This window comes from Pseudomonas sp. D5(2026) (assembly GCF_057766845.1).
In genome coordinates this window covers 414419-439775 of the sequence record NZ_CM173421.1, presented here as the reverse complement: position 1 = coordinate 439775, position 25357 = coordinate 414419, and the positions used below count along the sequence as shown (strand labels likewise).

The following is a 25357-nucleotide window of genomic DNA, read 5'->3' as shown; positions in this document are numbered from 1 at the left end:
ACATACAAAAAGGCCCGCACGACGCGGGCCTTTTCGAACGCTGGCTGCTTACGGCAGCAAGCCGGCATGGGACAGGCCCATGCGCTCATCCAGGCCGAACAGAATGTTGAGGTTCTGTACCGCCTGGCCGGAGGCGCCCTTGACCAGGTTGTCGATCACCGACAGCACCACCACCAGGTCACCACCCTGCGGGCGATGAACCGCAATGCGACAAACGTTGGCGCCGCGCACGCTGCGGGTTTCCGGGTGGCTGCCAGCTGGCATCACGTCGACGAACGGTTCGTCGGCGTAGCGCTTCTCGTACAGGGCCTGCAGGTCGACCGAGGTATCGACCACATTCGCGTACAGGGTGGCATGGATGCCGCGGATCATTGGCGTCAGATGCGGCACGAAAGTCAGCCCGATGTCCTTGCCCGCGGCCAGGCGCAAGCCCTGGCTGATCTCCGGCAGGTGGCGATGACCCTTTACCGCGTATGCTTTCATGCTTTCGCCGGCTTCGCAGAACAGCGAGCCCACAGCCGCACCGCGGCCTGCACCGCTGACGCCCGACTTGCAGTCGGCGATCAGGCGCGATGGGTCAGCCAGCCCTGCTTCCAGCAGCGGCAGGAAGCCCAGCTGGGTGGCGGTCGGATAGCAACCCGGCACAGCGATCAGGCGTGCCTGGCGGATCTTCTCGCGGTTGACTTCAGGCAGGCCATACACAGCGTCCTTGAGCAGCTCTGGCGCGCCATGCGGCTGACCGTACCACTTGCCCCACTCGGCGGCATCCTGCAGGCGGAAGTCGGCCGACAGGTCGATCACCTTGGTGCCGGCCGCCAGCAGCTCACCAGCCAGGGCGTGGGCAACACCATGCGGCGTGGCGAAGAACACCACATCGCAGGCGGCCAGAGCCTTGCTGTCCGGCACGCTGAACGCCAACCCGTCATAATGGCCGCGCAGGTTCGGGTACATGTCCGCCACCGCCACGCCCGCCTCGGAGCGCGAAGTGATGACCGCCACTTCGGCCTGTGGATGCTGTGCCAGCAGACGCAACAGTTCGACGCCGGTGTAACCCGTGCCGCCGACGATACCGACCTTGATCATAACGCTTGCCCCTTATCAACGAGCCGTCTGGAAAGCGCACGATAATAGGGGCGCGGGGCGCCTGTAACAACTCTTCGGGTGACCCTTCGGGCGCTTGACCACTACTATCTGACGACCGTGATTACCTGAAGGAACTCCCTCCATGCTTTACCTATGGATCAAAGCGCTGCATATCGTCAGCGTGGTCTGCTGGTTCGCCGGCCTGTTCTACCTGCCCAGGCTGTTCGTCTACCACGCCCAGAGCCAGGACAGCATCAGCCAGGAACGCTTCGTGACCATGGAGCGCAAGCTGTATCGCGGCATCATGAACCCGGCGATGATCGCCACCTACGTCTTTGGCGCCTGGATGCTGTACCTCAATCCCGGCTGGCTGAGCCAGGGGTGGCTGCATGCCAAGCTCACCCTGGTCATCCTGCTGACCGGCTACCATCATGTGTGCGGTGCCCAGCGCAAACGCTTCGCCAATGGCACCAACACCCGCAGCCACGTCTACTATCGCTGGTTCAACGAAGTGCCCGTGCTGATCCTGCTGGGTATCGTCATTCTGGTGGTGGTGAAACCGTTCTGACATAGCCCCCCGCTCAAGGAGCCTTGCCATGTCGCTACCTGCCTCGCTCGAGCAACGCCTGCGGCTGCCCGTGGTTGCCGCGCCGATGTTCCTCATTTCCAACCCCCAACTGGTGCTGGCCTGCTGCGCCAGCGGCGTGGTTGGCAGTTTCCCGGCCCTGAACCAACGCGACAGCGCTGGCTTCAAGGCTTGGCTGGAAGAGATCGAGGCAGGCCTGGCTCAACTGCAGGCGCCAGCGCCCTACGCTGTCAACCTGATCGTCCACCCGACCAACCCGCGCCTGCAGGCCGACTTGGCTTTGTGCGTCGCACACCGTGTACCAATCGTTATCACCAGCCTGGGGGCAGTAAAGGAAGTGGTCGATGCCGTACACGGCTACGGCGGCCTGGTCCTCCACGATGTCACCACCCGCCGGCATGCCGAGAAAGCAGCCGAAGCCGGTGTCGATGGCCTTATCGCCGTCGCCGCAGGCGCAGGCGGCCATGCCGGCACCTGGAGCCCGTTCGCCCTGGCCGCAGAAATTCGCCAGTTCTTCGACAAGACCCTGTTGCTGGCTGGCTGCATCAACCACGGCCACGAAATCCTGGCCGCACAACTGCTGGGGGCGGACCTGGCGTACATGGGCACGCGCTTCATAGCCACCACAGAAAGCCAGGCCCAGGGCGCCTACAAACAGATGCTGCTGGATGCCCATGCCGCCGACATCATCCACACCCCAGTGGTGTCCGGCATCCCAGCCAGCTTCCTGCGCCAGAGCCTGGAGCAGGCCGGCTACGACATGAACGCCCTCAAGGGGGGGCAGGTGCAAGGCAAGCTCAAGCCAATCGATGACGAAGCCAAGGCCTGGAAGACCGTATGGTCAGCGGGCCAGGGCGTCGGAGCCATCCATGACCTGCCCAGCGCCAGCGCATTGATCGAGCGCCTGCATGGCGAGTACCGACAAGCCCTGGAACGCTGCCAGGTTTTGCGCGCCAGCACCTTGTAGCAAAAGGCAACACCTTGCACGGGCAAGTTGTACACTAGGCGCCCTCTTCCGCCCCCAGGAGCCTTGCATGACCCGTTACGCCATGATCACTGGTGCTTCCAGCGGCCTGGGCCTGGCCTTGGCGGAAGCGCTGGCACGGCGCGGGCGCAACCTGATCCTGGTGGCACGCCAACGAGAAACGCTGGAGCCTGTCGCCATGGAGCTGACCCAGCGTTTTGGTGTCGAGGTGCTGTTCCGCGCCTGCGACCTCAGTCAGCCGTTGCGCCTTTCAGGCTTCGTGCTAGAGCTGGAAGAAGGTGAGCGGCGTATCGATTTGCTGGTCAACTGCGCGGGCTTGCGCACCTATGGGCCGTTCCTGGCCCATGAATGGGCCGACGAACAAGACCTGCTGGAGGTCAACGTGCTGGCCCTGAGCCGCCTGTGCCACGCCATCGGTAACCTGATGGCTGTGCAGGGTGGCGGGCAGATTCTCAACGTCGCCGGCCTGGCCGGGGTGGCGCCTGGCCCATGGATGGCCGCCTATGCCGCCAGCAAGGCCTACGTTTTGAGCTTTTCCCAGGCCCTGCGCGAAGAACTGAAACGCACCGGCATCAAGGTCTCGGTACTGTGCCCTGGCCCAGTACGCTCCGCACGCAGGCGCATTGCGCGGCTCGATGGCAAGCCGCGCTGTCTCAGCCCAGAGGAAGTGGCGCTGTACACCGTGCGGGCACTGGACAAGAACCGCGCGCTGATCATGCCCGGTCGGCGCAACCGCTGGCTGGCGTTCGCCCCGCGGCTGTTGCCGCGCTGGCTGGTGCGCAAGCTGGCCGGGGCCATCCACCGCCGCTATTGCCCCTTAGGCATGGAATAGCCACTGGGCGAGCGGCGCCCGGCTGAGTAAACTCGGCCCGACCCTCACCATGGAGCAAGTGCTGTGGACGATCTATTCCTCAAAATCATCAACCGGGAAATCCCGGCAGATATCATCTATGAAGACGACCAGATCCTGGCCTTCAAGGACATTGCACCCGCGGCACCGGTACATTTTCTGGTCATCCCGAAAAAGCACATTCGCACCCTCAATGACCTGACCGAAGAAGACAAGGCCCTGGCTGGCCACATCCTGTTCACCGCCCAGCGCCTGGCTGTCGAACAAGGCTGCGAGGAAGGTTTCCGCGTGGTCATGAACTGCAACCCCAAAGGCGGCCAGACCGTCTACCACATCCATATGCACGTGCTTGGCCAGCGCCAGATGAACTGGCCACCGGGCTGACCCACGGCAAGCGACCCCGCCGCTATTGCGGTAAACTGTCGGGCACATTCTTGCGGAGGTGCCCGATGGCTACCGAACGTCACTACTCGCCGCTCGACCGCTTGTTGCTGCAGGCCGATACTGCCATGCGCACCTTGCTGCCATTCAGCGGCCAACCCGCCCGGCCATCGCCGGCCATCATCCAGCCAGACGCTGACCTGGACGAGCAACAGGCCCGTCATATTGCCGGGCTGATGCGCATCAACCATACCGGTGAAGTCTGCGCCCAGGCGTTGTACCAAGGCCAGGCCCTGACCGCCAAGTTGCCGGAAGTGCGCAAGGCCATGGAGCATGCCGCTGAGGAAGAAATCGACCACCTGGCCTGGTGCGAACAGCGCATTCGCCAGCTGAACAGCCACCCGAGCGTGCTCAACCCTCTGTTCTACGGCATGTCGTTCGGCATTGGCGCACTGGCCGGGCTGGTCAGCGACAAGGTCAGCCTGGGCTTCGTCGCCGCTACCGAACATCAGGTGTGCAAGCACCTCGACGAGCACCTGGAGCAGCTCCCGCACGAAGATGAAAAATCCCGGGCCATTCTCGAGCAAATGCGCATCGACGAAGAGCAGCACGCCGAGTCTGCACTGGAGGCCGGTGGTTATCGCTTCCCGGCCCCCGTCCGCTTTGGCATGAGCTTGCTGGCCAAGGTCATGACCAAAAGCACATACCGCATCTGAAGGCATCACCATGACGGATCGATTCGACGCCAAGGACCTGGCGCGCGCCGTGCAAGCAGGCATTCTCCAACCAGGCCAGGACCAAAGCCTGTTGGCATTCCTGCGCCAGCAGCCCACACCACGTGGCAGCTTTCAGCTGGCCCATGTTGCCTTCTACTTTGGCGCCATGCTGATCATGGCGGCAATGGGCTGGTTGCTCACCGAGGCCTGGATGAGCATCGGTGACAGCGCGCTGTTGATCATCGCCAGCCTCTATATCCTGCTGATCACCTTGTTCGCCCTCAATCTGCAACGCCGCGCCCAGCCCGTCGCCGCTGGCGTGCTGGCAGCAGTAGCCGTCAGCATCGTGCCGCTGGCGGTATTCGCTATCGAACGCATGCTCGGCTGGTGGCCACTGGACGATGCGCAGGCCGACTACCACCAGTACTACACCTACGTGCAGGGTGGCTGGCTGGCGATGGAAGCAGCCACGGTGCTTGCCGGGCTGCTAATGCTTCGGCTGATCCCCTACCCGTTCGTTGTCATGCCAATCGCCGTGGCCTTGTGGTTCATGTCGATGGACCTTAGCGAGTGGTTCTTCGGCTCCCCGTTCAGTTGGGAGCAGCGTCGCCAGGTATCCCTGTGGTTTGGGCTGGGCTTGCTGGTGGTTTTCCTCGTGATAGACGGCCGCACGCGTGAGGACTACGCCCGTTGGGGTTACCTCGCCGGGCTGGCAGCATTCTGGGGCGGGTTGACGCTGCTGGACAGCGGCAGTGAGTTGGGCAAGGCCCTGTACTGCCTGATCAACATTGCGCTGATGGGCATGGCGGTACTGCTGCGCCGGCCGGTGTTCATGGTGTTTGGTGCACTGGGGGTGGCGGCTTATCTGGGATATCTGTCGTACGAGGTGTTTGCCCAGTCGTTGCTGTTCCCGGTGGTGCTAACCATGATCGGGCTGGGGGTTATCTGGCTTGGCCTGGTTTACCAAAAGCGCCGGGAGCGGTTGAGCCAGGCGCTAAGAAGCAATCTTCCGCAATGGTTGCGAATGGCCCTTCCGGCGCTGCGCAACTGAAGGTCGGCCGGGCAGTATGTGGGAGCGGCTTCACCCGCTCCCTCAAGGGCTGCAAAGCGGCGCCGGAATCTCAGCCTTAACCCAGCTCTACGATTTCATACCCATGGGTAATCTCAACCCCGGCACGCTCAAGCATGATCGAAGCCGAGCAGTACTTTTCCGCCGACAGCTCCACCGCCCGCTTGACCTGCGCTTCTTTCAGCCCACGCCCTTTAACCACGAAGTTCATGTGAATCTTGGTGAACACCTTGGGGTCTTCGCTGGCGCGCTCCGCTTCAAGAAATGCCTCACAGCTTTCCACTGCCTGGCGCGACTTCTTCAGAATGCTCACCACGTCAAAGCTGCTGCAGCCACCCAGGCCCAGCAACAGCATTTCCATCGGTCGCACGCCCAGGTTGCGGCCGCCGGCCTCGGGCGGGCCGTCCATCACGACGACATGGCCGCTCCCCGATTCGCCGAGGAACATTGCCTCACCGGCCCACTGGATACGTGCCTTCATCTACCCGGACTCCTGATTTTCGGAAAAGGGTGTCAGCTTAGACCTTGTGCGGCTGTGGGAAAAGCACGAGATGTGTCGGTTTAGTACCGAAACATCCTGTAGTGTCTGATAAGCTGGCGCCAAATGACTGGCGCCCTCCGTCAGCCAACCTCTATAAAAAGCTTATGCGTCATATCGAACAGGATTTCGTGATGGTTGCCTCCGCCCTACCCGCCAAGATAAAGAACATCGACAAGCTGCTGGTGCACTGCCAGCGCCGCCGCTACACCGCCAAAAGCAATATCATCTGCGCCGGCGACCGGGCCGAGACACTGTCGTTCATCATCAAGGGTTCGGTCACCATCCTCATCGAGGACGATGACGGCCATGAAATGATCATCGCCTACCTCAACAATGGCGATTTCTTTGGCGAGCTAGGCCTGTTCGAGCCCGTTGATGGCGAGCAGCAGCGCAGTGCCTGGGTACGCGCCAAGACCGAATGCGAAGTGGCCGAAATCAGCTACGAAAAGTTTCGCGAACTGGCGCGCCAGGACCCTGAAATCCTCTACGCCCTGGGCAGTCAAATGGCCCAGCGCCTGCGCAACACTACGCGCAAGGTTGGCGATTTGGCATTTTTCGACGTGACCGGGCGAGTTGCCCGTTGCCTGCTGGAGCTGTGCAAGCAGCCCGACGCCATGACCCACCCCGATGGCATGCAGATCAAGATTACCCGTCAGGAAATCGGCCGAATCGTCGGTTGCTCCCGGGAAATGGTCGGCCGCGTTCTAAAGGATTTGGAGGAACGCAGCCTGGTGCAGGTCAAGGGTAAGACCATGGTGGTCTACGGTACCCGCTAGTCCTTGGGCAACTCGGCCAGTACCTTGGCGTAGGCCTGCGAAAGGCGCTCGAACCAGGGTGCTGCCGGCGCTACTTCGTGCAAGGCGATGTGCGCATCAGCGCGACAGCGTTGCTCCAGCTCGCAGCACTCGTTGAAGCGGTTGACCGCCGCCACCATCGACTCGCGCTCGTTGTCCAGCAGCAGGGCACCGTGCACCAGCACCACCGGGCGCTTGCCACCCAGGCCCTGACGCCAGCGCTGGGCGGTACCCACCAGTTTGCGGCCATTGAGGTTGACGTTGTAGCGGCCATCGCAGAAGGCCCCGTCAATTTCCCCGACTGATGCTACCCCTCCCCACTCGCGCAGCACATCGCACAGCGGCAGACACAGGCGCTCGTAGGCATTTTCGATACGGCCGTGGTCACCTTCACTACGCGGCGCGGCGTAGACCAGTGCAACGTTCACTGTCGAGTGCGACTGAGGCACCGGCTCACCGCCGGTTTCTCGCAGCAGCACCGGCCAGCCAGCAATAGCCAATTCCGCGCAGGCGACCTCGAAGTTGCCCAGCCGGCTCATGCGCCGAGGCATGACCAGCGCGTGGTCGGTCGGGCGCCAGAACAGCACGCCACTGTCACGCTCGCCACGGCAGACGGCGGCCAGCAATTCCTGTTCGGCGTGCAGGCCTTGTTCGACGCTCAGGGCCAAGGGTTGATCGGTCATTGATCCACCTATTTTGTTGTTTTCACCGGCCTCTTCGCGGGTAAACCCGCTCCCACAACAGGACGCGTACCCGTGTAGGGGCGGGCTTGCCGGCGAAGAGGCCATTACAGGTACAAAAAAGCCGGCAAAAACGCCGGCTTCATTTGATCAGTCCAGTTGCTGAACAGTCTTCTTCACCTGCTCGGGGAAGAACAGCCGCTGTAATTCCAGGCCAGGCTGCTCGGCGCGCATGAACGCCTCCCCCACCAGGAACGAGTAAACCTCGTTGATTGCCATCAGCTCCACATCGGCCCGGTTGAGAATACCGCTTTCGGTAATCGCCAGACGGTCACGCGGAATGCGCGGCAGCAGGTCGAGGGTGGTTTCCAGGCTGACCTCGAAAGTATGCAGGTTGCGGTTGTTCACCCCCACCAGCGGTGTATCCAGGGTTTTCAGCGCGCGCTCCAGTTCATCGCCATCGTGCACTTCTACCAGCACGTCGAGGCCGACGTCCTTGGCAGTGGCGGCCAGCTCAGCCATCTTCACGTCATCCAGCGCCGACACGATCAGCAGTACGCAGTCTGCCCCCAGGGCCCGGGCTTCGACGATCTGGTAAGGGTCGACCATGAAGTCCTTGCGGATCACCGGCAGCGAAACCGCTGCGCGGGCCTGCTGCAAGTACTCATCGGCTCCCTGGAAATAATCGACATCGGTCAGCACCGACAGGCAGGTGGCCCCGCCCTTCTCGTAGCTGACCGCGATTTCCGCCGGCACGAAGTGCTCACGGATCACGCCCTTGCTTGGCGAAGCCTTCTTGATTTCGGCAATCACCGCTGGCTGCTTGCGTTTGGCCTGCTCGATCAGCGCGTTGGCGAAGCCTCGCGGGGCGTCGGCGGCCTTGGCCAGACCTTCCAGTTCGGCGAAGCTGACGCGTGCACTACGCTCGGCCACTTCTTGAAACTTGCGAGCAATGATCCTTTCCAGCACCGTCGGCACACTCATGCTTCGTTCTCCACCTTGAATACTGCAGTAAAGGCGCCCAATTCCTGCAGCTTCTCCCAGGCCAGGCCGGTGTGCAGTACATCATGGGCCAGTTCTACACCGGCTTTCAGGCTCATGGCATGGTCAGCGGCATACAGCGCCGCGCCAGCATTAAGCACGATCATCTCGGCGGCCTTCTGGCCGTTCTCGGTCTTGCGCCGGCCCAGCGCATCGCGGATCAACTCCAGCGAAGCCTGCGGGCTCTCGACAGCCAGGCCATGAAGGCTCTGACTCTTAATGCCGAGGTCTTCCGGCTCGACCCAATATTCAGTAATTTCGTCGTTTTTCAGTTCAGCGACAAAGGTGGGTGCGGCCAGGCTGAACTCGTCCAGGCCATCCTTCGAGTGCACTACCAGCACATGCTTGCTACCCAGACGCTGCAGCACCTCAGCCAGCGGGCGGCAAAGGGCTTGCGCGAACACACCGACCACCTGGTGCTTCACTCCGGCCGGATTCGTAAGCGGGCCGAGCATATTGAACAGGGTGCGCAACCCCAGTTCTCGACGCGGGCCTGCGGCGTGCTTCATGGCCGAGTGGTGACTTTGCGCAAACATGAAACCGATGCCCAGGCTGTCGATGCAGCGCGCCACTTGAGTTGGCGTCAGGTTCAGGTAGATGCCGGCAGCTTCCAGCAAGTCGGCACTGCCGCTCTTGCCCGATACCGCGCGGTTACCGTGCTTGGCCACCGGGCAGCCCGCCGCCGCCAGGACGAAGGACGAAGCGGTGGAGACGTTGAAGATGTTGGCGCCATCACCGCCGGTACCGACAATATCGACGACACCATCAAGGCTTTGCAGCTCGACCTTTTCGGCCAGCTCACGCATCACCGACACCGCGCCGACGATTTCGTCGATGCTTTCGCTTTTCATGCGCATGCCCATCAGGAAGGCACCTATCTGCGCCTCGCTGCACTGACCGGTCATGATCTGGCGCATGACCTGGCGCATTTCGTCGGTAGTAAGGTCCAGCTGGCCGACGATACGGCTCAACGCACTCTTGATATCCATGTTCGATCCTTAACGGCGGCCGCCGGTCTGCTTGAGGAAATTGGCGAACAGTTCATGGCCCTGCTCGGTCAGGATCGACTCAGGGTGGAATTGCACCCCTTCGATATTCAGCGTCTTGTGGCGCAGGCCCATGATCTCATCGACCGAACCGTCAGCATGAGAGGTCCAGGCGGTAACTTCCAGGCAGTCGGGCAAGGTTTCACGCTTTACCACCAGCGAGTGGTAACGGGTCACGGTCAGCGGGTTGTTAAGGCTGGCGAACACGCCCAGGTCGCGGTGATACACCGGGCTGGTCTTGCCGTGCATGACCTGGCGTGCACGTACAACGTCGCCGCCAAAAGCCTGCCCGATTGACTGGTGGCCCAGGCATACGCCGAGGATTGGCAACTTGCCAGCAAAGTGCAGGATGGCCTCGATGGACACGCCCGCTTCGCTTGGGGTGCACGGCCCCGGGGATACGACGATGCGCTCAGGGTTGAGGGCCTCGATCTGGGCGATTGTCATTTCGTCATTGCGAATGACCTTGACCTCGGCACCCAGCTCGCCAAGGTACTGAACGACGTTGTAAGTGAATGAGTCGTAATTGTCGATCATCAGTAACATGGTGTTAAACCTCTTGAATCTACTGACTTCATGATTCGAACCTTCCTGCACCAGCCACAGGCGCGGCTTTGCCACAACAGGCGGTAAACGAGAAGGCAAACGGGGACGGGCCGGGCGGGCCGGCAGGAGATAAAGTCAGGCGCGCCAACGCCAACGGGCGTGGGCCTTGATTACGCGCATCAAGAGTTTGCTGACGATCAACACAGGATAGGTCTCGCTCATACGTCCCGGCACAGTAGCCTACCGGGGCGACGGGCGCAATATGCCTGTAAACACGGGGAAACGAATGGACTTGGGAGGGAAGCACTACGATTTGCTAAGGTCGATGGGGTTGTCCTTATAAAAACAAAGAAAAGGATGTTCCCTGATGCGAAAAGCCCCGTTATTGCGCTTTACCCTCGCTTCACTGGCCTTGGCCTGCAGCCAGGCGTTGGCAGGCCCTTCGCCCTATTCCACCCTTGTCGTATTTGGCGACAGTCTCGCCGATGCAGGGCAGTTTCCCGACCTGGGCGGCGGTACCCCAGGCGCGCGTTTCACCAACCGCGATGCCGACGGCAACTTTGCCCCAGTGTCACCGATGATCCTCGGTAGCCGCCTGGGGGTCGCGCCAGGCGACCTGAACCCGTCGACATCAATAGGCATCAGCCCCGATGGTAATAACTGGGCAGTCGGCGGGTACACCACCCAGCAGATCCTGGACTCGATCACGACAACGTCCGAGACCGTCATCCCACCTGGAAACCCCAATGCCGGGTTGGTGCTGCGCGAGCGCCCCGGCTACCTGGCCAACGGGCTGCGCGCCGACCCAAATGCCTTGTACTATCTGACAGGCGGCGGTAACGACTTCCTGCAGGGCCTGGTGAATAGCCCGGCCGACGCCGTAGCCGCCGGCGCCCGCCTGGCTGCCAGCGCCCAAGCGCTTCAGCAAGGAGGTGCGCGCTACATCATGGTCTGGCTACTGCCTGACCTCGGCCAAACACCCAATTTCAGCGGCACACCACAGCAAAACCCACTGTCACTGCTCTCCGCTGCGTTCAACCAGTCATTGATCAGCCAGTTGGGGCAGATCGATGCCCAGATCATTCCACTGAACATCCCTACGCTGTTGAGCGAGGCGTTGGCCAGCCCCAGCCAGTTCGGCCTGGCCAGCGACCAGAACCTTGTCGGCACCTGCTACAGCGGAGACAGTTGCGTGGAAAACCCGGTGTACGGGATCAACGGTACAACGCCAGACCCGACCAAACTGCTGTTCAACGACTCGGTACACCCGACCATCGCGGGCCAACAACTGATTGCCGATTACGCCTACTCGATCCTCGCTGCCCCTTGGGAACTGACCCTGCTACCGGAAATGGCCCACGCCAGTCTGCGGGCTCACCAGGATGAGTTGCGCAATCAGTGGCAGACGCCTTGGCAAGCAGTTGGCCAATGGCAAGCCTTTGTCGCCAGCGGCGCTCAGGACCTGGACTTCGACGGCCAGCACAGCGCGGCCAGCGGTGACGGTCGCGGCTACAACCTGACCTTTGGCGGCAGCTATCGCCTGAACGACGCCTGGCGCCTGGGCCTGGCCGGCGGTGCGTACCGGCAGAAGCTGGAAGCTGGCGAACAGGACTCGGACTACAAGCTGAACAGCTATATGGCCAGTGCCTTTGCCCAATACCGCCAGGACCGCTGGTGGGCCGACGCAGCGCTGACCGCCGGGCACCTGGACTACAGCGATCTCAAGCGTACCTTCGCCCTGGGTGTGAATGACCGCAGTGAGAAGGGCGACACCGACGGCGAAGCCTGGGCATTGTCCGGGCGGCTGGGCTACAACCTGGCGGCCGACACCAGCAACTGGCAGTTGGCACCGTTCATCAGTGTCGACTATGCGCGGGTGAAGGTGGATGGCTACGACGAGAAGAGCGGGCGCTCGACGGCGCTTGCCTTCGATGACCAGGAGCGCACTTCACGCCGCCTGGGCGTGGGGCTGCTGGGCAGCGTGCAGGTACTGCCAGGTACCCGGCTTTTCGCCGAGGTGGCACAGGAGCATGAGTTCGAGGACGACGAGCAGGATGTGACGATGCACCTGACCAGCTTGCCGGCAAATGACTTCACCCTGAGCGGGTACACACCACACAGCGACCTGACCCGGGCGAGCCTGGGAGTAAGCCACGAACTGGTGGCGGGGGTGCATTTGCGCGGGAACTACAACTGGCGCAAAAGTGATGAGTTGACGCAGCAGGGCATTAGCCTGGGGGTTAGTGTGGACTTCTAAATTGCTGGGGCCGCTTTGCGGCCCCAGGCAAATTATTTGGCCGAAGTCTGCTCGGCCAACGCCACCGCACGGAACATCGCCCGGCGCTTGTTGATGGTTTCTTCCCATTCCAGCGCCGGCACCGAGTCGGCAACGATGCCGCCACCGGCCTGCACATGCAGCTCGCCGTCCTTGATCACTGCAGTACGAATGGCAATTGCGGTATCCATATTGCCGTTCCAGGCAAAATACCCGACTGCACCGCCGTATACCCCACGCTTGACAGGTTCCAGCTCGTCGATGATTTCCATCGCGCGGATCTTCGGCGCTCCCGACAAGGTGCCAGCCGGCAGAATCGCCCGCAGTGCATCCATCGCCGTGAGGCCTTCACGCAACTGGCCAGTAACGTTGGAGACAATGTGCATCACGTTGGAGTAACGCTCGATCACCATCTTCTCGGTCAGGCGCACACTGCCGGTCGAAGACACACGGCCCACATCGTTGCGGCCCAGATCGATCAGCATCAGGTGCTCGGCAATTTCCTTGTCGTCCGACAGCAGGTCGTCTTCCAGCGCACGGTCGGCCTCCTCGGTCGCACCACGCGGGCGGGTACCGGCAATCGGGCGCACGGTGACCAGGTTGTCCTCGACACGTACCAACACCTCGGGCGAGCTGCCGACTACATGAAAGTCACCGAAGTTGAAGAAGTACATGTACGGCGTCGGGTTGAAACAGCGTAGCGCGCGGTACAGGTCGATAGGCGCAGCCTTGAAGTCGATCGACATGCGCTGCGATGGCACCACCTGCATACAGTCCCCGGCCAGGATGTATTCCTTGATACGACCGACGGCGTTTTCGTAATCCTCGCGGGTGTAGCTGGAGCGGAATTCCGGCTCGGCTGCCTGCGGGCCGCTCAGGTCCAGACCGCGGCGCGGGGTGATTGGCTGACGCAAGGTTTCCAGCAAGCCTTGCAGGCGCGCCTGGCCCTGTTCGAAAGCCTGATCTTCAGCTGGGTCGACCAACACGATGGCGTGCATCTTGCCCGCCAGGTTGTCGAACACCACCACCGCGTCGGACACCATCAGCAGGATATCGGGTACGCCCAGCGGGTCCGGATTGGGGCTGGCGCCTAGGCGCTTTTCCACATAGCGCACGCAATCGTAGCCAAAGTAGCCGACCAGCCCGCCATTGAAGCGCGGCAGGCCGGGGATATCGGCAACTTTGTAGCGGTCCTTGAAGGTTTCAACGAATGCCAGCGGGTCTTCGACCTCACAGCTTTCCACCTCGACGCCATCCTGGAGGATGCTGACATGGTAGCCATGCACACGCATCACCGTACGCGATGGCAAGCCGATCATCGAGTAACGGCCCCACTTCTCGCCGCCCTGCACCGATTCGAGCAGGTACGAGTTGGGCCGGTCAGCCAGTTTCAGGTAGATCGACAGCGGCGTGTCGAAGTCGGCCAAGGTTTCACAGGCCAAGGGAATACGGTTGTAGCCGGCAGCAGCCAGGCGCAGGAATTCTTCGTGGTTCATGAGTAGTCTCGTGGCAAGCAGCAATAGGTCAGGCAAACGGACGGGCCGGCACACGCCGGCAGGCTGAAGTCAGGCGCGCCAACGCCAACGGGCCAAGGCCTTGATGACTTTCATCCAGAATTTGCCAGTAACCGCCACGGTGGACTCTCTGTCTTGTGAGGCTTGAAGGTCCGCCAACGTTATCCCAGTGGCCGGGTCTGCGCAACCGGGCAGCAATGCCCGCAAGTCGTCGATTACCAGGCTGGGGGATTCATCGTCGATCGGCCTGCCATGGTTATAGCCGTAGGTCAGGCCCACGCATTGCACGCCAGCCGCCTTGGCCGCCTGCACGTCACTGCGCGAATCACCCACAAACAGGGATTGCTGCGGGGTAACACCGGCCATCTGCATGACGAACAGCAACGCCGCCGGGTCGGGCTTTTTCTGCGGCAAGGTGTCGCCACCAATGATCCAGCGGAAGAAATTGCCGATCTTCATCTGGTCCAGCAGCGGGCCAACGAAGCGCTCAGGCTTGTTGGTAATCAGCGCCATCTCCACGCCCTGCTTGCGCAGCCAGCGCAGGGTGTCCCGTACGCCGGGGTAGACCACGGTCAGATCATGGCTTTCGGCATAAGCGTCCATGAACAGCGCCAGCGCCTGTTCTGCCAGCGCATCGTCCACTTCGGCATGGTCGATGCCACCCGCCAACGCGCGGCGCACCAGCACCTGGGCGCCATTGCCAACCCAGTGGCGCACCGCCTCAAGGCCAGCAGGCGGGCGCCCCAGTTCGAGCAGCATGCGGTCCACAGCGGCGGCCAGATCAGGCACGGAATCGATCAGGGTACCGTCCAGATCGAACATTACCAGCCTGGGCAGCGTCCCCGGGAACAGCTGCTCGAAGCCGCTCATGGGCGGGCCAGGGCCAGTTCGGCGCGCATCTTGGCGATAACTTCCTGGTAGTCCGGGGCGTTGAAAATCGCCGAGCCGGCCACGAAGGTGTCGGCGCCAGCGGCAGCGATCTCGCGGATGTTGTTGACGTTCACGCCACCATCGATCTCCAGACGGATATCACGGCCACTGGCGTCGATCAGCGCACGCGCTTCGCGCAGCTTGTCGAGGGTGCCGGGGATGAACTTCTGCCCGCCGAAGCCCGGGTTGACGCTCATCAGCAGCACCATGTCGATCTTGTCCATCACGTATTTCAGGGCATCCAGGCTGGTGGCCGGGTTGAACACCAGGCCAGCCTTGCAGCCACCATCCTTGATCAGCTGAAGCGAACGGTCGATGTGCTGTGTGGCTTCAGGGTGGAAGGTGATGTAGGTGGCACCCGCTTCGATAAAGTCGCCAATGATGCGATCAACCGGGCTGACCATCAGGTGCACGTCGATCGGCGCAGTGACGCCGTACTTGCGCAGAGCGGTGCAAACCATAGGGCCGATGGTCAGGTTGGGGACATAGTGATTGTCCATGACATCGAAGTGGACGATGTCTGCACCCGCAGCCAATACCTTGTCGACGTCCTCACCCAGGCGGGCAAAATCGGCGGAGAGAATGGAGGGGGCAATAGCGTAGGGCTGCATGGCGCACCTGTTGGCAAAGTCACGGTGGCGCGCATTGTAACTCAGGGAAAGCGATCAAGGCTGATTGGTATCAATTGGTGTCGACCAGCGCAACCTGTGCCGGCCCCTTCGCAGCTTTAGCCGCGAAGAGCCCGGCACAGGCAAACCATCATCAGGTCGGCTGCTGGGTCCTCAGCTTCTCACTACGCCCACGCAACCATTCCAGGGTAAGCAGCAACACCACCGAGAACGCAATCAGCAAGGTCGCCGCCGCGGCAATGGTCGGGCTCAGGTTCTCGCGAATACCGCTGAACATCTGCCGCGGCAGGGTTGCCTGCTCCGGCCCGGCGAGGAACAGCGTCACCACCACCTCGTCAAACGAGGTGGCAAAGGCAAACAACGCTCCCGAGATGACACCGGGCGCGATCAGCGGCAGGGTCACCCGGCGGAAAGCCAGCAGAGGCGAGGCTCCCAGGCTGGCCGCCGCGCGCACCAGGTTGTAGTTGAAGCCCTGCAGCGTCGCCGACACGGTAATGATGACGAACGGCACACCCAGTACCGCATGCACCAGAATCAGCGAGATGAAGCTGTTGCCCATGCCCAGAGGAGCGAAGAACAGGTAACTGGCCACCCCGATGATCACTACCGGCACCACCATCGGCGAGATCACCAACGCCATCACCAGCGACTTGCCGGGGAAATCGCCACGGGTCAGGCCGATGGCCGCCAAGGTGCCGAACACCATGGCCAGCACCGTGGCCGCCGGGGCAACGATGATGCTGTTCTTCAACGCCCGCATCCACTCGGCCGAGCCGAAGAAGTCCTGATACCACTGCAGCGAGAAGCCCTGCAGCGGGTACACCAGGAAGCTGCCACTGTTGAATGACAGCGGCACGATCACCAGCACTGGCAAGATCAGGAACAGCAGGATCAAGCCACAGAGAATGCGCAGGCTGTAGTACCAGACCCGCTCCACGGGCGACATGTATGGGCTCAGCATGACAGGCTCCTCAGCTCAGGCGCAGGCGGCTGGCGCCGACCAGCCAGCTATAGATCAGGTACAACAGCACGGTCGCCAGCAGCAACAGCCCGCCCAGTGCGGTGGCCATGCCCCAGTTGATGCTGGTGTTGGTGTAGAAGGCGACGAAGTAGCTGACCATCTGGTCGTTGGGGCTACCCAGCAGCGCCGGGGTGATGTAGTAACCGATGGCCAGGATGAACACCAGCAGGCAACCGGCGCCAACACCGGCGTAGGTCTGCGGGAAGTACACCCGCCAGAAACTGGCGAACGGGTGGCAGCCCAGCGAGATTGCCGCACGCATGTAGCTCGGGGAAATCCCCTTCATCACGCTGTACAGCGGCAGGATCATGAACGGCAGCAGAATGTGCACCATCGAGATGTAGACGCCTGTGCGGTTGAACACCAGCTCAAGCGGCTGGTCGATGATGCCCATGGCCATCAGCGCGCCGTTGATCAGGCCGCCCGACTGCAGCAGCACGATCCAGGCCGCCACCCGCACCAGGATCGATGTCCAGAAAGGCAACAGCACCAGAATCATCAGCAGGTTGCTCTGCCGGGTAGGCAGGTTGGCCAACAGGTAGGCCAGAGGGTAGGCCAGTACCAGGCAGATAGTGGTAATCACCACCCCCATCCACAGGGTACGGACAAAAATGTCCAGGTAAATGGCCTGGTCCGGGGTGGCCTTGGCCAGTTCACCAAGGTCATCGATGCGGTGGTCAACCGAGGCCAGCAGGTAAAAAGAAGTCACCGAACTGGTATTACGGCGTATCGCCTGCCAATAAGCCGGGTCACCCCAACGCTCGTCGACAGCCTGCAAAGCGTCTTTATAAGAGGCAGGCTCAGCCTTGAATGGCAATGCCCGGGCAGTCTTGGTCAACAAGCTGCGGTAGCCGGCCAGCTCCATGTTCAAGCGTTTGGAAAGGTCACCAAGGGTATGGTTCTTGCGCGACTCGGCCAGGTCCTGGCTGAGCGCCTTGTAAACGTCCTCGCCAGGCAGGCTCTTGCCATCCCACTGGCTGATGACTTCCACCGTACGCGGCAGGCCGCCGACCACTTCCGGGTTACCGACGCTCTTGTACAGCAGCGCCGCAATCGGCACCAGGAACACCAGCAGAAGAAACAGCGCCAGCGGCGCGATCAACGCCTGCGCCTTCCAGCGGTTTACCCGCTCGGCGTGTTTGAGGCGCTGCTTGAGACTTGGATCTGCGCCTTCTTTGAGGGGCACTGCAATGGCCATGGCGAACTCCGCAATACAGGCTGAAATGGGGGCCGCTCTGCGGCCCCACACACTGGACGTTTACTTCTTCGCCGCCCAGGCGTTGAAGCGTTGCTCCAGCTGCTCGCTGTTGTCGGCCCAGAACGCCACGTCGATCTGCACCTGGTTGGCAATGTTCTCAGGCGTGGTCGGCATGTCTTTCTTCACTTCGTCCGACAGCAGACTCACGGCCTTGGAGTTGGCCGGGCCATAGGCGATGTTCTCGGAGTAGATCTTCTGCTGCTCGGGCTTGACGCTGTAGGCGATGAACTTCTTCGCCTCTTCGACGTTCTTGGCACCCTTAGGGATCGCCCATGCATCAAAGTCGTAGATGCCGCCGTTCCACACCACTTTGAGGTTGCTCTCTTTCTGCACAGCGGCAATACGCCCGTTGTAGGCAGAACTCATGACCACGTCGCCAGAGGCCAGGAACTGTGGCGGCTGTGCACCCGCTTCCCACCACTGGATACTGGGCTTGAGTTCATCGAGTTTCTTGAAGGCGCGGTCCACACCCTCTTTGGTGCCCAGTACCTGATACACGTCCTTCGGTGCCACACCGTCGGCCATCAGGGCGAACTCCAGGGTGTACTTGGCGCCCTTGCGCAGGCCGCGCTTGCCAGGGAATTTCTTGGTGTCCCAGAAATCCGCCCAGCTGGTGGGTGCGGTCTTCAGTTTGTCAGCGTTGTAGGCCATGACCGTGGACCAAACGAAGAAACCTACGCCGCACGGCTGGATGGCGCCCTTCACATAATCGGACTCGTTACCGAACAGGGCCGGGTCTAGCTCTTCGAACATGCCCTCGTCGCAACCGCGCGCCAGCTCTGGCGACTCAACCTCTACCAGGTTCCACGACACACTCTTGGTGTCGACCATCGCCTTGACCTTGGCCATTTCGCCGTTGTACTCACCCGCGACAATCTTGCCATTACCCGCTTTTTCCCATGGCTCGTAGAACGCCTTGGCCTGGGCAGCCTTGTTGGCGCCCCCGAACGAGATCACGGTGAGGTCTGCGGCCATGGCCTGGCCAGCGGTGAACAGCCCCAACGCCAGGGCGGTCAGTTTCAACTGCTTACGCATTATTATTCTCTCCACAGTACAGGGTTGGTGAAGCAATCCATCAATGGGCTTCGGCAATCGGATCGAGCGCGCGGGCGTGCTCCACCTCCCAGCCCAGCGGTACTACATCGCCCACGGCCAATGCCGGGTCGAGCTCGGCAATAGGCTGCTTCACGAAGAAGTCGCCCTTGCCGCAGACTTCCAGACGCACGCGCACGTGGTCGCCCAGATAAATGAATTCGGCCACACGGCCAGAGAACCGGTTGACGCAGCTTTCACTGTGGCCATTCAGGCGCACGCGCTCCGGGCGAATCGATAGGGTCACCGGCTCGCCGGCCTGGCCGACATTCACCGCCAGCGCCTCAACCCGCTCGCCGCGAGGCAACTGCACCTGGCAACGGTTGCCATCGCTGGCCAGCAGGGTGCCGTTAATGCGGTTATTCTCGCCGATGAAGTTGGCGACGAAGGTGTTGCAAGGCTCTTCGTAGAGCGTGCGCGGGTCGGCGATCTGCTGGATTTCGCCCTGGTGGAACACCGCCACGCGATCTGACATGGTCAGCGCTTCGCCCTGGTCATGGGTTACGTACACCACGGTCACACCGAGGCGCTGGTGAATGTGCTTGATTTCCATCTGCATGTGTTCGCGCAGTTGCTTATCCAGTGCGCCGAGTGGCTCATCCATCAGCACCAGCTGAGGCTCGAACACCAATGCCCGGGCCAGCGCCACACGCTGCTGCTGGCCGCCAGACAGCTGGCCGGGGTAGCGTTTGGCGAAAGCGTCGAGCTGGACCATGTTCAGCACACGTTTGACCCGCTCGCTGATATCGGTCTTGCTCAGGTTGCGCACGGTCAGCGGAAAGGCCAGGTTCTCGGCCACGGTCATGTGCGGAAACAGCGCGTAGTTCTGGAACACCATGCCGATATCACGCTTGTGCGGCGGCACATTGTTGATCGAGCGGCCGCCAAGCTGGATTTCGCCGGCGGTGGGGGTCTCGAAGCCCGCCAGCATCATCAGGCTGGTGGTTTTGCCGGAGCCGGACGGGCCAAGCAGGGTGAGGAACTCGCCCTTGCGGATATCCAGGTTGAGGTCTTTGACGATCAGCGACTCGCCGTCGTAGCTCTTCTGCACACCACGGAAGCTGACCAGCGTTTCGCCGGTTGCAGCGTTCGACTTCGCCTCGCTCATGCCTGCACCTTCTTGTTGGATGACTGCGTAGGCAAAAGAGTAGAAGAGACGCAAGCGCCCGAAAATCGGGGGTAGTGAGAGAATGCCATCATCCGGATGGAAGACTTGTTGTAGGGATCGCCCTACAAAGATGGCGGGATTGGAATGCGCTCCAAAGCAGTCCACCGAACCTGTGGGAGCGGGCATGCCCGCGAAGAGGCCGGTGCAACCATAGAAATCAACCGGCAAGGCCCTTTCGCGGGCACGCCCGCTCCCACAAGGGCCTCGACAGGTTCAACGATTGCGTATGTCGCAATCAGACCAGCTTGTGCTCCATGGCGTATTTCACCAGCTCCGCCAGCGAGTTCACTTTCAACTTCTGCATCAGGCGCGCCTTGTGGGTGCTGATGGTCTTGCTCGACAGCGCCAACTGCTGGGCAATGTCGTTGACGTTGGCGCCCTGGGCCAGGCGCTCGAACACCGAAAACTCCCGCTCCGAGAGCAATGTGTGCAACGGCCGGGATTCGGTCAGGCCCACTTCGAACACCATGCGGTCGGCCAGCGACGGGTCGATATAACGTCCACCACCCGCCACCCGACGAATCGCCGTCAGTAGCAGCGCCGGATCACTGTCTTTGGTGGCATAGCCCGCAGCACCGGCCTTCAGCGCCCGCGCCGCCATCTGCGCCTCATCGTGCATCGACAGCATCAGGATCGCCGGCGCATCGTGCAACGCACGGATACGCGGGATCGCTTCCAGACCGTTCACACCCGGCATGGAGATATCCAGCAGTACCACCTCGCACGGTGTGTGGCGGAGGGTTTCGAGCAACTGCTCGCCGTTACCGGCCTCCCCCGCCACTTGCATGTCCTTGGCCAGGCCAATCAACTGTTTGATGCCTTCACGGACAATGGTGTGGTCTTCGGCCACCAGTACTCGAATCACGATTGCTCTCCTACTCCAACGGAATGGCCACGCTCAGGCTGGTGCCTTCACCCGGCTCACTGTCCAGCGCCATGCTCCCCCCCATCATCAGCACCCGCTCGCGCACACCCACCAGGCCAAACGAGGTGGGCCGGGTCTGCTCGCGGCAAAAGCCTTGGCCATCATCGCTGACCGTCATGCGCAACTGACCGCCCTCACGTACCAGTTCAATCTCCACGCTGTGTGCCTGGGCGTGACGCATCACATTGGTCAGCGCCTCCTGGAGGATACGAAACAGCCCGGTGGCTTTGGCATCACTCAATGCTGGCAGATTATCGGGTACTTGCACCAGACAGGGGATTTGCGTGCGCGCCTCGAAACGCCTCGCCTGCCATTCGATGGCCGAGGCAATACCGGCGTCGAGGATCGGCGGACGCAAGGCAGTGGCGACATCGCGCACCAACTGGAACAACTGGGCGATCAGGCGTTTCATGCTCGCCAGGCGTTCATTCAGGCCTGGGTCCAGTTCGGCATAGGCCAGCTCGCACATCGACACTTCCAGCTTGAGCACGGTCAGCATCTGCCCCAGTTCATCATGCACTTCCCGGGCGATACGGGCTTTTTCTTCTTCACGCACGCTCTCCAGGTGGGCCGAGAGTTCGCGCAGCTGCTCCTGGGACTTCGCCAGCGCCAGCTCGGCCCGCTTGCCCTGTGTGATGTCCCAGACTACACCGTCCCACACCACCTGGCCGTTGCCCAGGCGCCGGGCGCTGGCCTTGATATCGGCCCAGCGCTGTTCGCCCTGCCGGGTGAGGATGCGCCCCTGCCAGGACCAGTCCTGGTCGCTGGCCAAGGCCAGGTCCTGTACCCTGTGATAATCAGCACGGTCCTCGGGGTGTACCAGGTTGCGCAGCCCCATCTGCGGCTGCTGGATCTCGCTGGGCGCATAACCCACCAACGCCTCGCTACCCTCGCTGATATAGGGGAACTCCAGATCGCCCTCTGCCGGGTCACGCTCCAGGCGAAACACCAACCCGGGTACGTTGCCAGCAATGCCCTTGAGCCGCGCCTCGCTTTCGCGCAGGGCCGCCAGGGCGCGGTGGCGTTCGGTAACATCGGCGAGGTAGACCACCAGATATTCGGAGTCACGAAAACGCAGAAAGCTCAGCGACAGCTCCACGGGTAGCAAGCTTTGATCAGCCCGCCGGCACTGCGTCTCAAACTGACCGACACCACCCGCCCCCGTACGCGCGCCCTTCCACAGCTCTAGCCAGCGGTCCATGTTCAGGCTTGGCTCGAAGTCGCTCAGCGGCCGCTCCAGCAGTTCACCCTCGGTGTAGCCCAACATGCGCTCGGCAGCATGGTTGGCGTAACGCACATGGCTGTCCCAATTGACCCAGAGGATACCCACGGTGCTCTGATCGATGGCGAACTGGCTCAGGCGCAACGCCTCTTCGCGCACCTGGCGCTCCACAAGGCTTTCCCGCGCGGCCAACAGGCTGCGCTCCAGCTGGCGCTGCTGCCGGCGTTGCCACACCAGTGTGGCCATGGCACACAGCAGCAACATACCGAACAGCAAGGCGATGTTCTGCCAGAAGCCAGGCGACTCGCTCAGGCGCGGGTATTTCGGCTGCAACCAACGCTGATGCAGTTGTTCCAGCTCCTTGGCCGGCAGTGCCTGCAGGCCACGTTCAAGTACATCGGCCAGCAGCGGCCAGTCGCGCCGCGAACCGATACGCAACAGCTGCGGCAAGCCGACATCGCCGACCACCGCCAGCTCACCGAACTCGCTCTCGCGCGACAGGCGGCTGAGCTGCGCTTCATCCAGCACGGCGAAACTGGCCTGGCCACCGACCACCAGTTGCAAGGCCTCACGATCGTCTGGCACCCCCTGCAGGTTGAGGTTGCCGTAGTTGCCGCGCAGGTAATCCGCCAGGGGGCTGGGCATGCGCACCGCCACGCGTTGCTCGGCTTCAAGCTTTTCCAGCTCCACGGCCATGGCCCCGGTGCGCGGCCCCACCACCAGTTGTGGCACGCGCATGTACGGGTCGCTGAATAGCCACAGCCGCAGGCTGGCCGGCGTCTGGGTAAGGCCAGGGGCGAAGTCGATTTCGCCGCGCTGCAGGGCATGTTCCAAACTGGCCTGGTCGCTGAAGTTACGCCAGGTGAGGTCCAGCCGCAGCGCCTGCGCCAGGCTGTTCACCAGTTCCACATTGGCCCCGTAAAGTTGCTGCAGACGCCGGTCGAACTGGGCGTAGGGCGCCTGCAACACCAGGCCGACACGCAAACTGCGGTGGGTGTCCAGCCACTGCTGCTGATCAGGCTCCAGCACCACAGAGGGCAGCGCCTCGGGCTTGGCCCAGACAATCAAGGGCAGCCACAAGCAGCCGATAACCAACAGGCGACGCACTCGCTTCATCTATACGCTCGACTTGGCAAAGACGACCATGCAGCATGGCCGTCACGGGCAAATACTATTAGGCTGCCGGTTTCATTCTGGCCTTGGGTTGACTCATGTCCACACTTTATCGCACGACGCTGGCACTGTGCTGCCTAGCCTCGGTCCTTCCACTCGGCGCCCTGGCCGCTGATGCCGAAACACCACCTGCAAGTACCGTGGCACCGGCTGCCGAAGCCCCACGCCCCCCTTTGCTGGAACGCAGCCAAGAGGATGCCCTGGCGCTGGAGCGGCTGCTGCCCAAAGCTGAGCAGCAGACCCTTCAGGCCGGTGCCGACAGCTTCCTGGCCCTGTGGAAGCCGGCCAACGACAACGATCCGCAAGGGGCAGTGATCATTGTCCCCGGTGCTGGCGAAACGGCCGACTGGCCAAATGCAGTCGGCCCACTGCGGCAAAAATTCCCTGATATCGGCTGGCACAGCCTGAGCGTCAGCCTGCCCGACCTGCTCGCCGACAGCCCGCAAGCGCGGGTCGAAACCGCACCACCTGCAGCGCCTGCGCAAGACAAAGGCGAAAGCGCACCGGCCAAGGACGTGCCGGCCGACGCCAACGCCAACGTGGCCCAAGCCACGGCAGCCGATGCCGACACGGCAGAAAGCACCGACGCCGAACAAGCCAGCGAGCAGTCCGACCCGGCAGATGCCGAACGCATCTTCGCCCGCCTGGATGCCGCCGTGGCGTTCGCCCAGCAACACAACGCCCGCAGCATCGTACTGATCGGCCATGGTAGCGGTGCATATTGGGCGGCGCGCTACCTGAGCGAGAAGCAGCCACCGCAGGTACAAAAACTGGTGATGGTTGCTGCTCAGACACCTGCACGGGTGGAGCATGATCTGGAAAGCCTGGCCCCAACCTTGAAGGTACCGACAGCTGATATCTACTACGCCACCCGCAGCGCTGACCGCAACGCAGCCCAGCAACGCCTGCAGGCCAGCAAGCGGCAGAAGGATAGCCAGTATCGCCAGTTGTCGTTGATCGCCATACCGGGAAACAAAGCGGCGGAACAAGAGCAATTGTTCCGCCGGGTGCGGGGGTGGATAAGCCCTCAGGGTTGAGTTCGGCTTGATCCTTGTGGTGGGCCATCAAAGGCCGCGCCGCTTGCGGATCATGGCATAGGCCTGGTGCAACTCACGGGTACGCGCGGTCGCTTCACGCACCTGCGCCTCGCTGGCACCGGTACCCGCCAGCTTGTCCGGGTGATGCCGGCTGACAAGCCGACGATACGCCTGCTTGACCTTGTCAGTGTCGGTATCCGCCTCCACCGCCAGCAAGCGCAACGCTGCCGCATAGGTCATGGGCAAGCCCTCTGCCCCCGTGGCCTTGCGCGGCTCGTACTCCAGCGACATGGCCTGCACCTGGCGTCGGCTCATGCCGAGTTTCTGCCCCCAGTCCAGCAGCAGCTCACGCTCCTTGTTGCCCATCTTGCCGTCAGCCCAGACCATGCGCCAACAGGCCCGCAAGGTACCTTCCGCCGCGTGGGGCTGCTGGCGAATGCGCCGCAGGTGCCCGCCAAGGCGGTCCTTGCCCGCCTTGCCACGGTTGAACGCACTGATGGCGCGCAGCCGGGCAGCCTCGGCCAGGTCCAGGCGCACCATCTCCTGGCGCGCCTGCTGAATGTGCTGCTCGGCTACCCGACCATCGCACTTGGCCAGGCGCCCGAGCATTACGAACAACAATTCATCGTCGCGTAATGCAGGGCGCCCACCCAGGCGTTCGCGCATGTCTTCCCAGCCTTGCAAGCGCAGCCGGCGATCGATGGCCTGCCCAAGCAACGCACCGAGCAAGGCACCCGGTATGCTCGCAACAGCAAAGCCGGCACCCACCCCAATCACTGTGCTTGGCCACCACAT

Annotated in this window: 25 protein-coding genes; 9 read left to right on the top strand and 16 right to left on the bottom strand. The window is 62.2% G+C overall.

Features of this window, described 5'->3' with window-relative positions; translation table 11 throughout:
• Positions 1-48: 48 nt before the first annotated feature.
• Positions 49-1083, bottom strand: coding sequence for an N-acetyl-gamma-glutamyl-phosphate reductase (gene argC / locus AC3B5Q_RS01965; protein ID WP_021782735.1), 1035 nt, complete (start codon positions 1081-1083; stop codon positions 49-51).
• Between the two features lie 142 nt (positions 1084-1225).
• On the opposite strand from argC, the gene hemJ reads away from it, so the two are divergent.
• From hemJ to AC3B5Q_RS01935, 6 genes are all read left to right on the top strand, one after another.
• Positions 1226-1651: a protoporphyrinogen oxidase HemJ gene (hemJ, locus tag AC3B5Q_RS01960; RefSeq protein ID WP_021782734.1), complete on the top strand. Its 426-nt coding sequence runs from the start codon at positions 1226-1228 to the stop codon at positions 1649-1651.
• 28 nt (positions 1652-1679) lie between these two features.
• Positions 1680-2636: an NAD(P)H-dependent flavin oxidoreductase gene (locus AC3B5Q_RS01955; RefSeq protein ID WP_392472292.1), complete on the top strand. Its 957-nt coding sequence runs from the start codon at positions 1680-1682 to the stop codon at positions 2634-2636.
• 67 nt (positions 2637-2703) lie between these two features.
• Positions 2704-3486 carry an SDR family NAD(P)-dependent oxidoreductase gene (locus AC3B5Q_RS01950; RefSeq protein WP_021782732.1) on the top strand — a complete coding sequence of 261 codons (783 nt, stop codon included), beginning with the start codon at positions 2704-2706 and terminating at the stop codon, positions 3484-3486.
• Positions 3487-3549: 63 nt separating this feature from the next.
• The gene (locus AC3B5Q_RS01945; protein WP_003255518.1) at positions 3550-3888 is read left to right on the top strand and encodes a histidine triad nucleotide-binding protein; all 339 of its coding nucleotides are present in this window, start codon (positions 3550-3552) and stop codon (positions 3886-3888) included.
• Between the two features lie 65 nt (positions 3889-3953).
• On the top strand, positions 3954-4601 hold the full coding sequence (gene coq7, locus AC3B5Q_RS01940; protein WP_274101372.1) for a 2-polyprenyl-3-methyl-6-methoxy-1,4-benzoquinone monooxygenase: 648 nt from the start codon (positions 3954-3956) through the stop codon (positions 4599-4601).
• Positions 4602-4611: 10 nt separating this feature from the next.
• Positions 4612-5652, top strand: a complete 1041-nt coding sequence (locus tag AC3B5Q_RS01935; protein WP_488392805.1) for a DUF2157 domain-containing protein — start codon at positions 4612-4614, stop codon at positions 5650-5652.
• Between the two features lie 76 nt (positions 5653-5728).
• Here the strand turns inward: AC3B5Q_RS01935 and AC3B5Q_RS01930 are convergent, their stop codons facing one another.
• Complete coding sequence (locus AC3B5Q_RS01930) at positions 5729-6151, bottom strand: OsmC family protein (RefSeq protein ID WP_004376171.1); 423 nt, start codon at positions 6149-6151, stop codon at positions 5729-5731.
• A gap of 191 nt (positions 6152-6342) precedes the next feature.
• On the opposite strand from AC3B5Q_RS01930, the gene crp reads away from it, so the two are divergent.
• Positions 6343-6987, top strand: a complete 645-nt coding sequence (gene crp, locus AC3B5Q_RS01925; RefSeq protein WP_019436724.1) for a cAMP-activated global transcriptional regulator CRP — start codon at positions 6343-6345, stop codon at positions 6985-6987.
• On the opposite strand, the gene AC3B5Q_RS01920 is transcribed toward crp, so the two are convergent.
• The 4 genes from AC3B5Q_RS01920 to AC3B5Q_RS01905 all read right to left on the bottom strand — a co-directional run bounded on the left by AC3B5Q_RS01920 (position 6984) and on the right by AC3B5Q_RS01905 (position 10318).
• The gene (locus AC3B5Q_RS01920; protein WP_021782729.1) at positions 6984-7688 is read right to left on the bottom strand and encodes a lipoate--protein ligase family protein; all 705 of its coding nucleotides are present in this window, start codon (positions 7686-7688) and stop codon (positions 6984-6986) included. The two genes, crp and AC3B5Q_RS01920, sit on opposite strands and share 4 nt — an antisense overlap.
• Positions 7689-7835: 147 nt before the next feature.
• The gene (gene trpC, locus AC3B5Q_RS01915; RefSeq protein ID WP_103443394.1) at positions 7836-8669 is read right to left on the bottom strand and encodes an indole-3-glycerol phosphate synthase TrpC; all 834 of its coding nucleotides are present in this window, start codon (positions 8667-8669) and stop codon (positions 7836-7838) included.
• Entirely contained in the window at positions 8666-9715 is a 1050-nt protein-coding gene (gene trpD / locus AC3B5Q_RS01910; RefSeq protein WP_021782727.1) for an anthranilate phosphoribosyltransferase, read from the bottom strand. The genes trpC and trpD overlap by 4 nt, the downstream gene beginning before the upstream one ends.
• Positions 9716-9724: 9 nt before the next feature.
• On the bottom strand, positions 9725-10318 hold the full coding sequence (locus AC3B5Q_RS01905; protein WP_003255531.1) for an aminodeoxychorismate/anthranilate synthase component II: 594 nt from the start codon (positions 10316-10318) through the stop codon (positions 9725-9727).
• A 367-nt stretch (positions 10319-10685) separates the two neighbouring features.
• On the opposite strand from AC3B5Q_RS01905, the gene estP reads away from it, so the two are divergent.
• A complete protein-coding gene (gene estP, locus AC3B5Q_RS01900; RefSeq protein WP_103443393.1) occupies positions 10686-12575 on the top strand; it encodes an esterase EstP in 1890 nt (629 codons plus the stop codon).
• Between the two features lie 32 nt (positions 12576-12607).
• On the opposite strand, the gene trpE is transcribed toward estP, so the two are convergent.
• From trpE to AC3B5Q_RS01855, 9 genes are all read right to left on the bottom strand, one after another.
• On the bottom strand, positions 12608-14089 hold the full coding sequence (trpE, locus tag AC3B5Q_RS01895; RefSeq protein WP_021782725.1) for an anthranilate synthase component I: 1482 nt from the start codon (positions 14087-14089) through the stop codon (positions 12608-12610).
• Between the two features lie 69 nt (positions 14090-14158).
• Positions 14159-14977 carry a phosphoglycolate phosphatase gene (locus AC3B5Q_RS01890; RefSeq protein ID WP_021782724.1) on the bottom strand — a complete coding sequence of 273 codons (819 nt, stop codon included), beginning with the start codon at positions 14975-14977 and terminating at the stop codon, positions 14159-14161.
• A complete protein-coding gene (rpe, locus tag AC3B5Q_RS01885; RefSeq protein WP_003255539.1) occupies positions 14974-15648 on the bottom strand; it encodes a ribulose-phosphate 3-epimerase in 675 nt (224 codons plus the stop codon). The genes AC3B5Q_RS01890 and rpe overlap by 4 nt, the downstream gene beginning before the upstream one ends.
• Positions 15649-15799: 151 nt before the next feature.
• Positions 15800-16627 (bottom strand): ABC transporter permease, encoded by an 828-nt coding sequence (locus AC3B5Q_RS01880; RefSeq protein WP_021782723.1) that lies wholly within the window; start codon positions 16625-16627, stop codon positions 15800-15802.
• Between the two features lie 10 nt (positions 16628-16637).
• A complete protein-coding gene (locus AC3B5Q_RS01875) occupies positions 16638-17885 on the bottom strand; it encodes an ABC transporter permease (RefSeq protein ID WP_021782722.1) in 1248 nt (415 codons plus the stop codon).
• Positions 17886-17945: 60 nt separating this feature from the next.
• Positions 17946-18980: an ABC transporter substrate-binding protein gene (locus tag AC3B5Q_RS01870; protein WP_021782721.1), complete on the bottom strand. Its 1035-nt coding sequence runs from the start codon at positions 18978-18980 to the stop codon at positions 17946-17948.
• A 40-nt stretch (positions 18981-19020) separates the two neighbouring features.
• The gene (locus AC3B5Q_RS01865) at positions 19021-20145 is read right to left on the bottom strand and encodes an ABC transporter ATP-binding protein (protein ID WP_021782720.1); all 1125 of its coding nucleotides are present in this window, start codon (positions 20143-20145) and stop codon (positions 19021-19023) included.
• Positions 20146-20440: 295 nt separating this feature from the next.
• Positions 20441-21073, bottom strand: a complete 633-nt coding sequence (locus tag AC3B5Q_RS01860) for a response regulator (RefSeq protein ID WP_173401663.1) — start codon at positions 21071-21073, stop codon at positions 20441-20443.
• 7 nt (positions 21074-21080) lie between these two features.
• Positions 21081-23468 carry a PAS domain-containing sensor histidine kinase gene (locus AC3B5Q_RS01855; protein ID WP_021782719.1) on the bottom strand — a complete coding sequence of 796 codons (2388 nt, stop codon included), beginning with the start codon at positions 23466-23468 and terminating at the stop codon, positions 21081-21083.
• A 95-nt stretch (positions 23469-23563) separates the two neighbouring features.
• On the opposite strand from AC3B5Q_RS01855, the gene AC3B5Q_RS01850 reads away from it, so the two are divergent.
• On the top strand, positions 23564-24562 hold the full coding sequence (locus AC3B5Q_RS01850) for an alpha/beta hydrolase family protein (protein ID WP_021782718.1): 999 nt from the start codon (positions 23564-23566) through the stop codon (positions 24560-24562).
• Positions 24563-24589: 27 nt separating this feature from the next.
• Here the strand turns inward: AC3B5Q_RS01850 and AC3B5Q_RS01845 are convergent, their stop codons facing one another.
• Positions 24590-25357 (bottom strand): TerB family tellurite resistance protein, encoded by a 768-nt coding sequence (locus AC3B5Q_RS01845; protein WP_021782717.1) that lies wholly within the window; start codon positions 25355-25357, stop codon positions 24590-24592.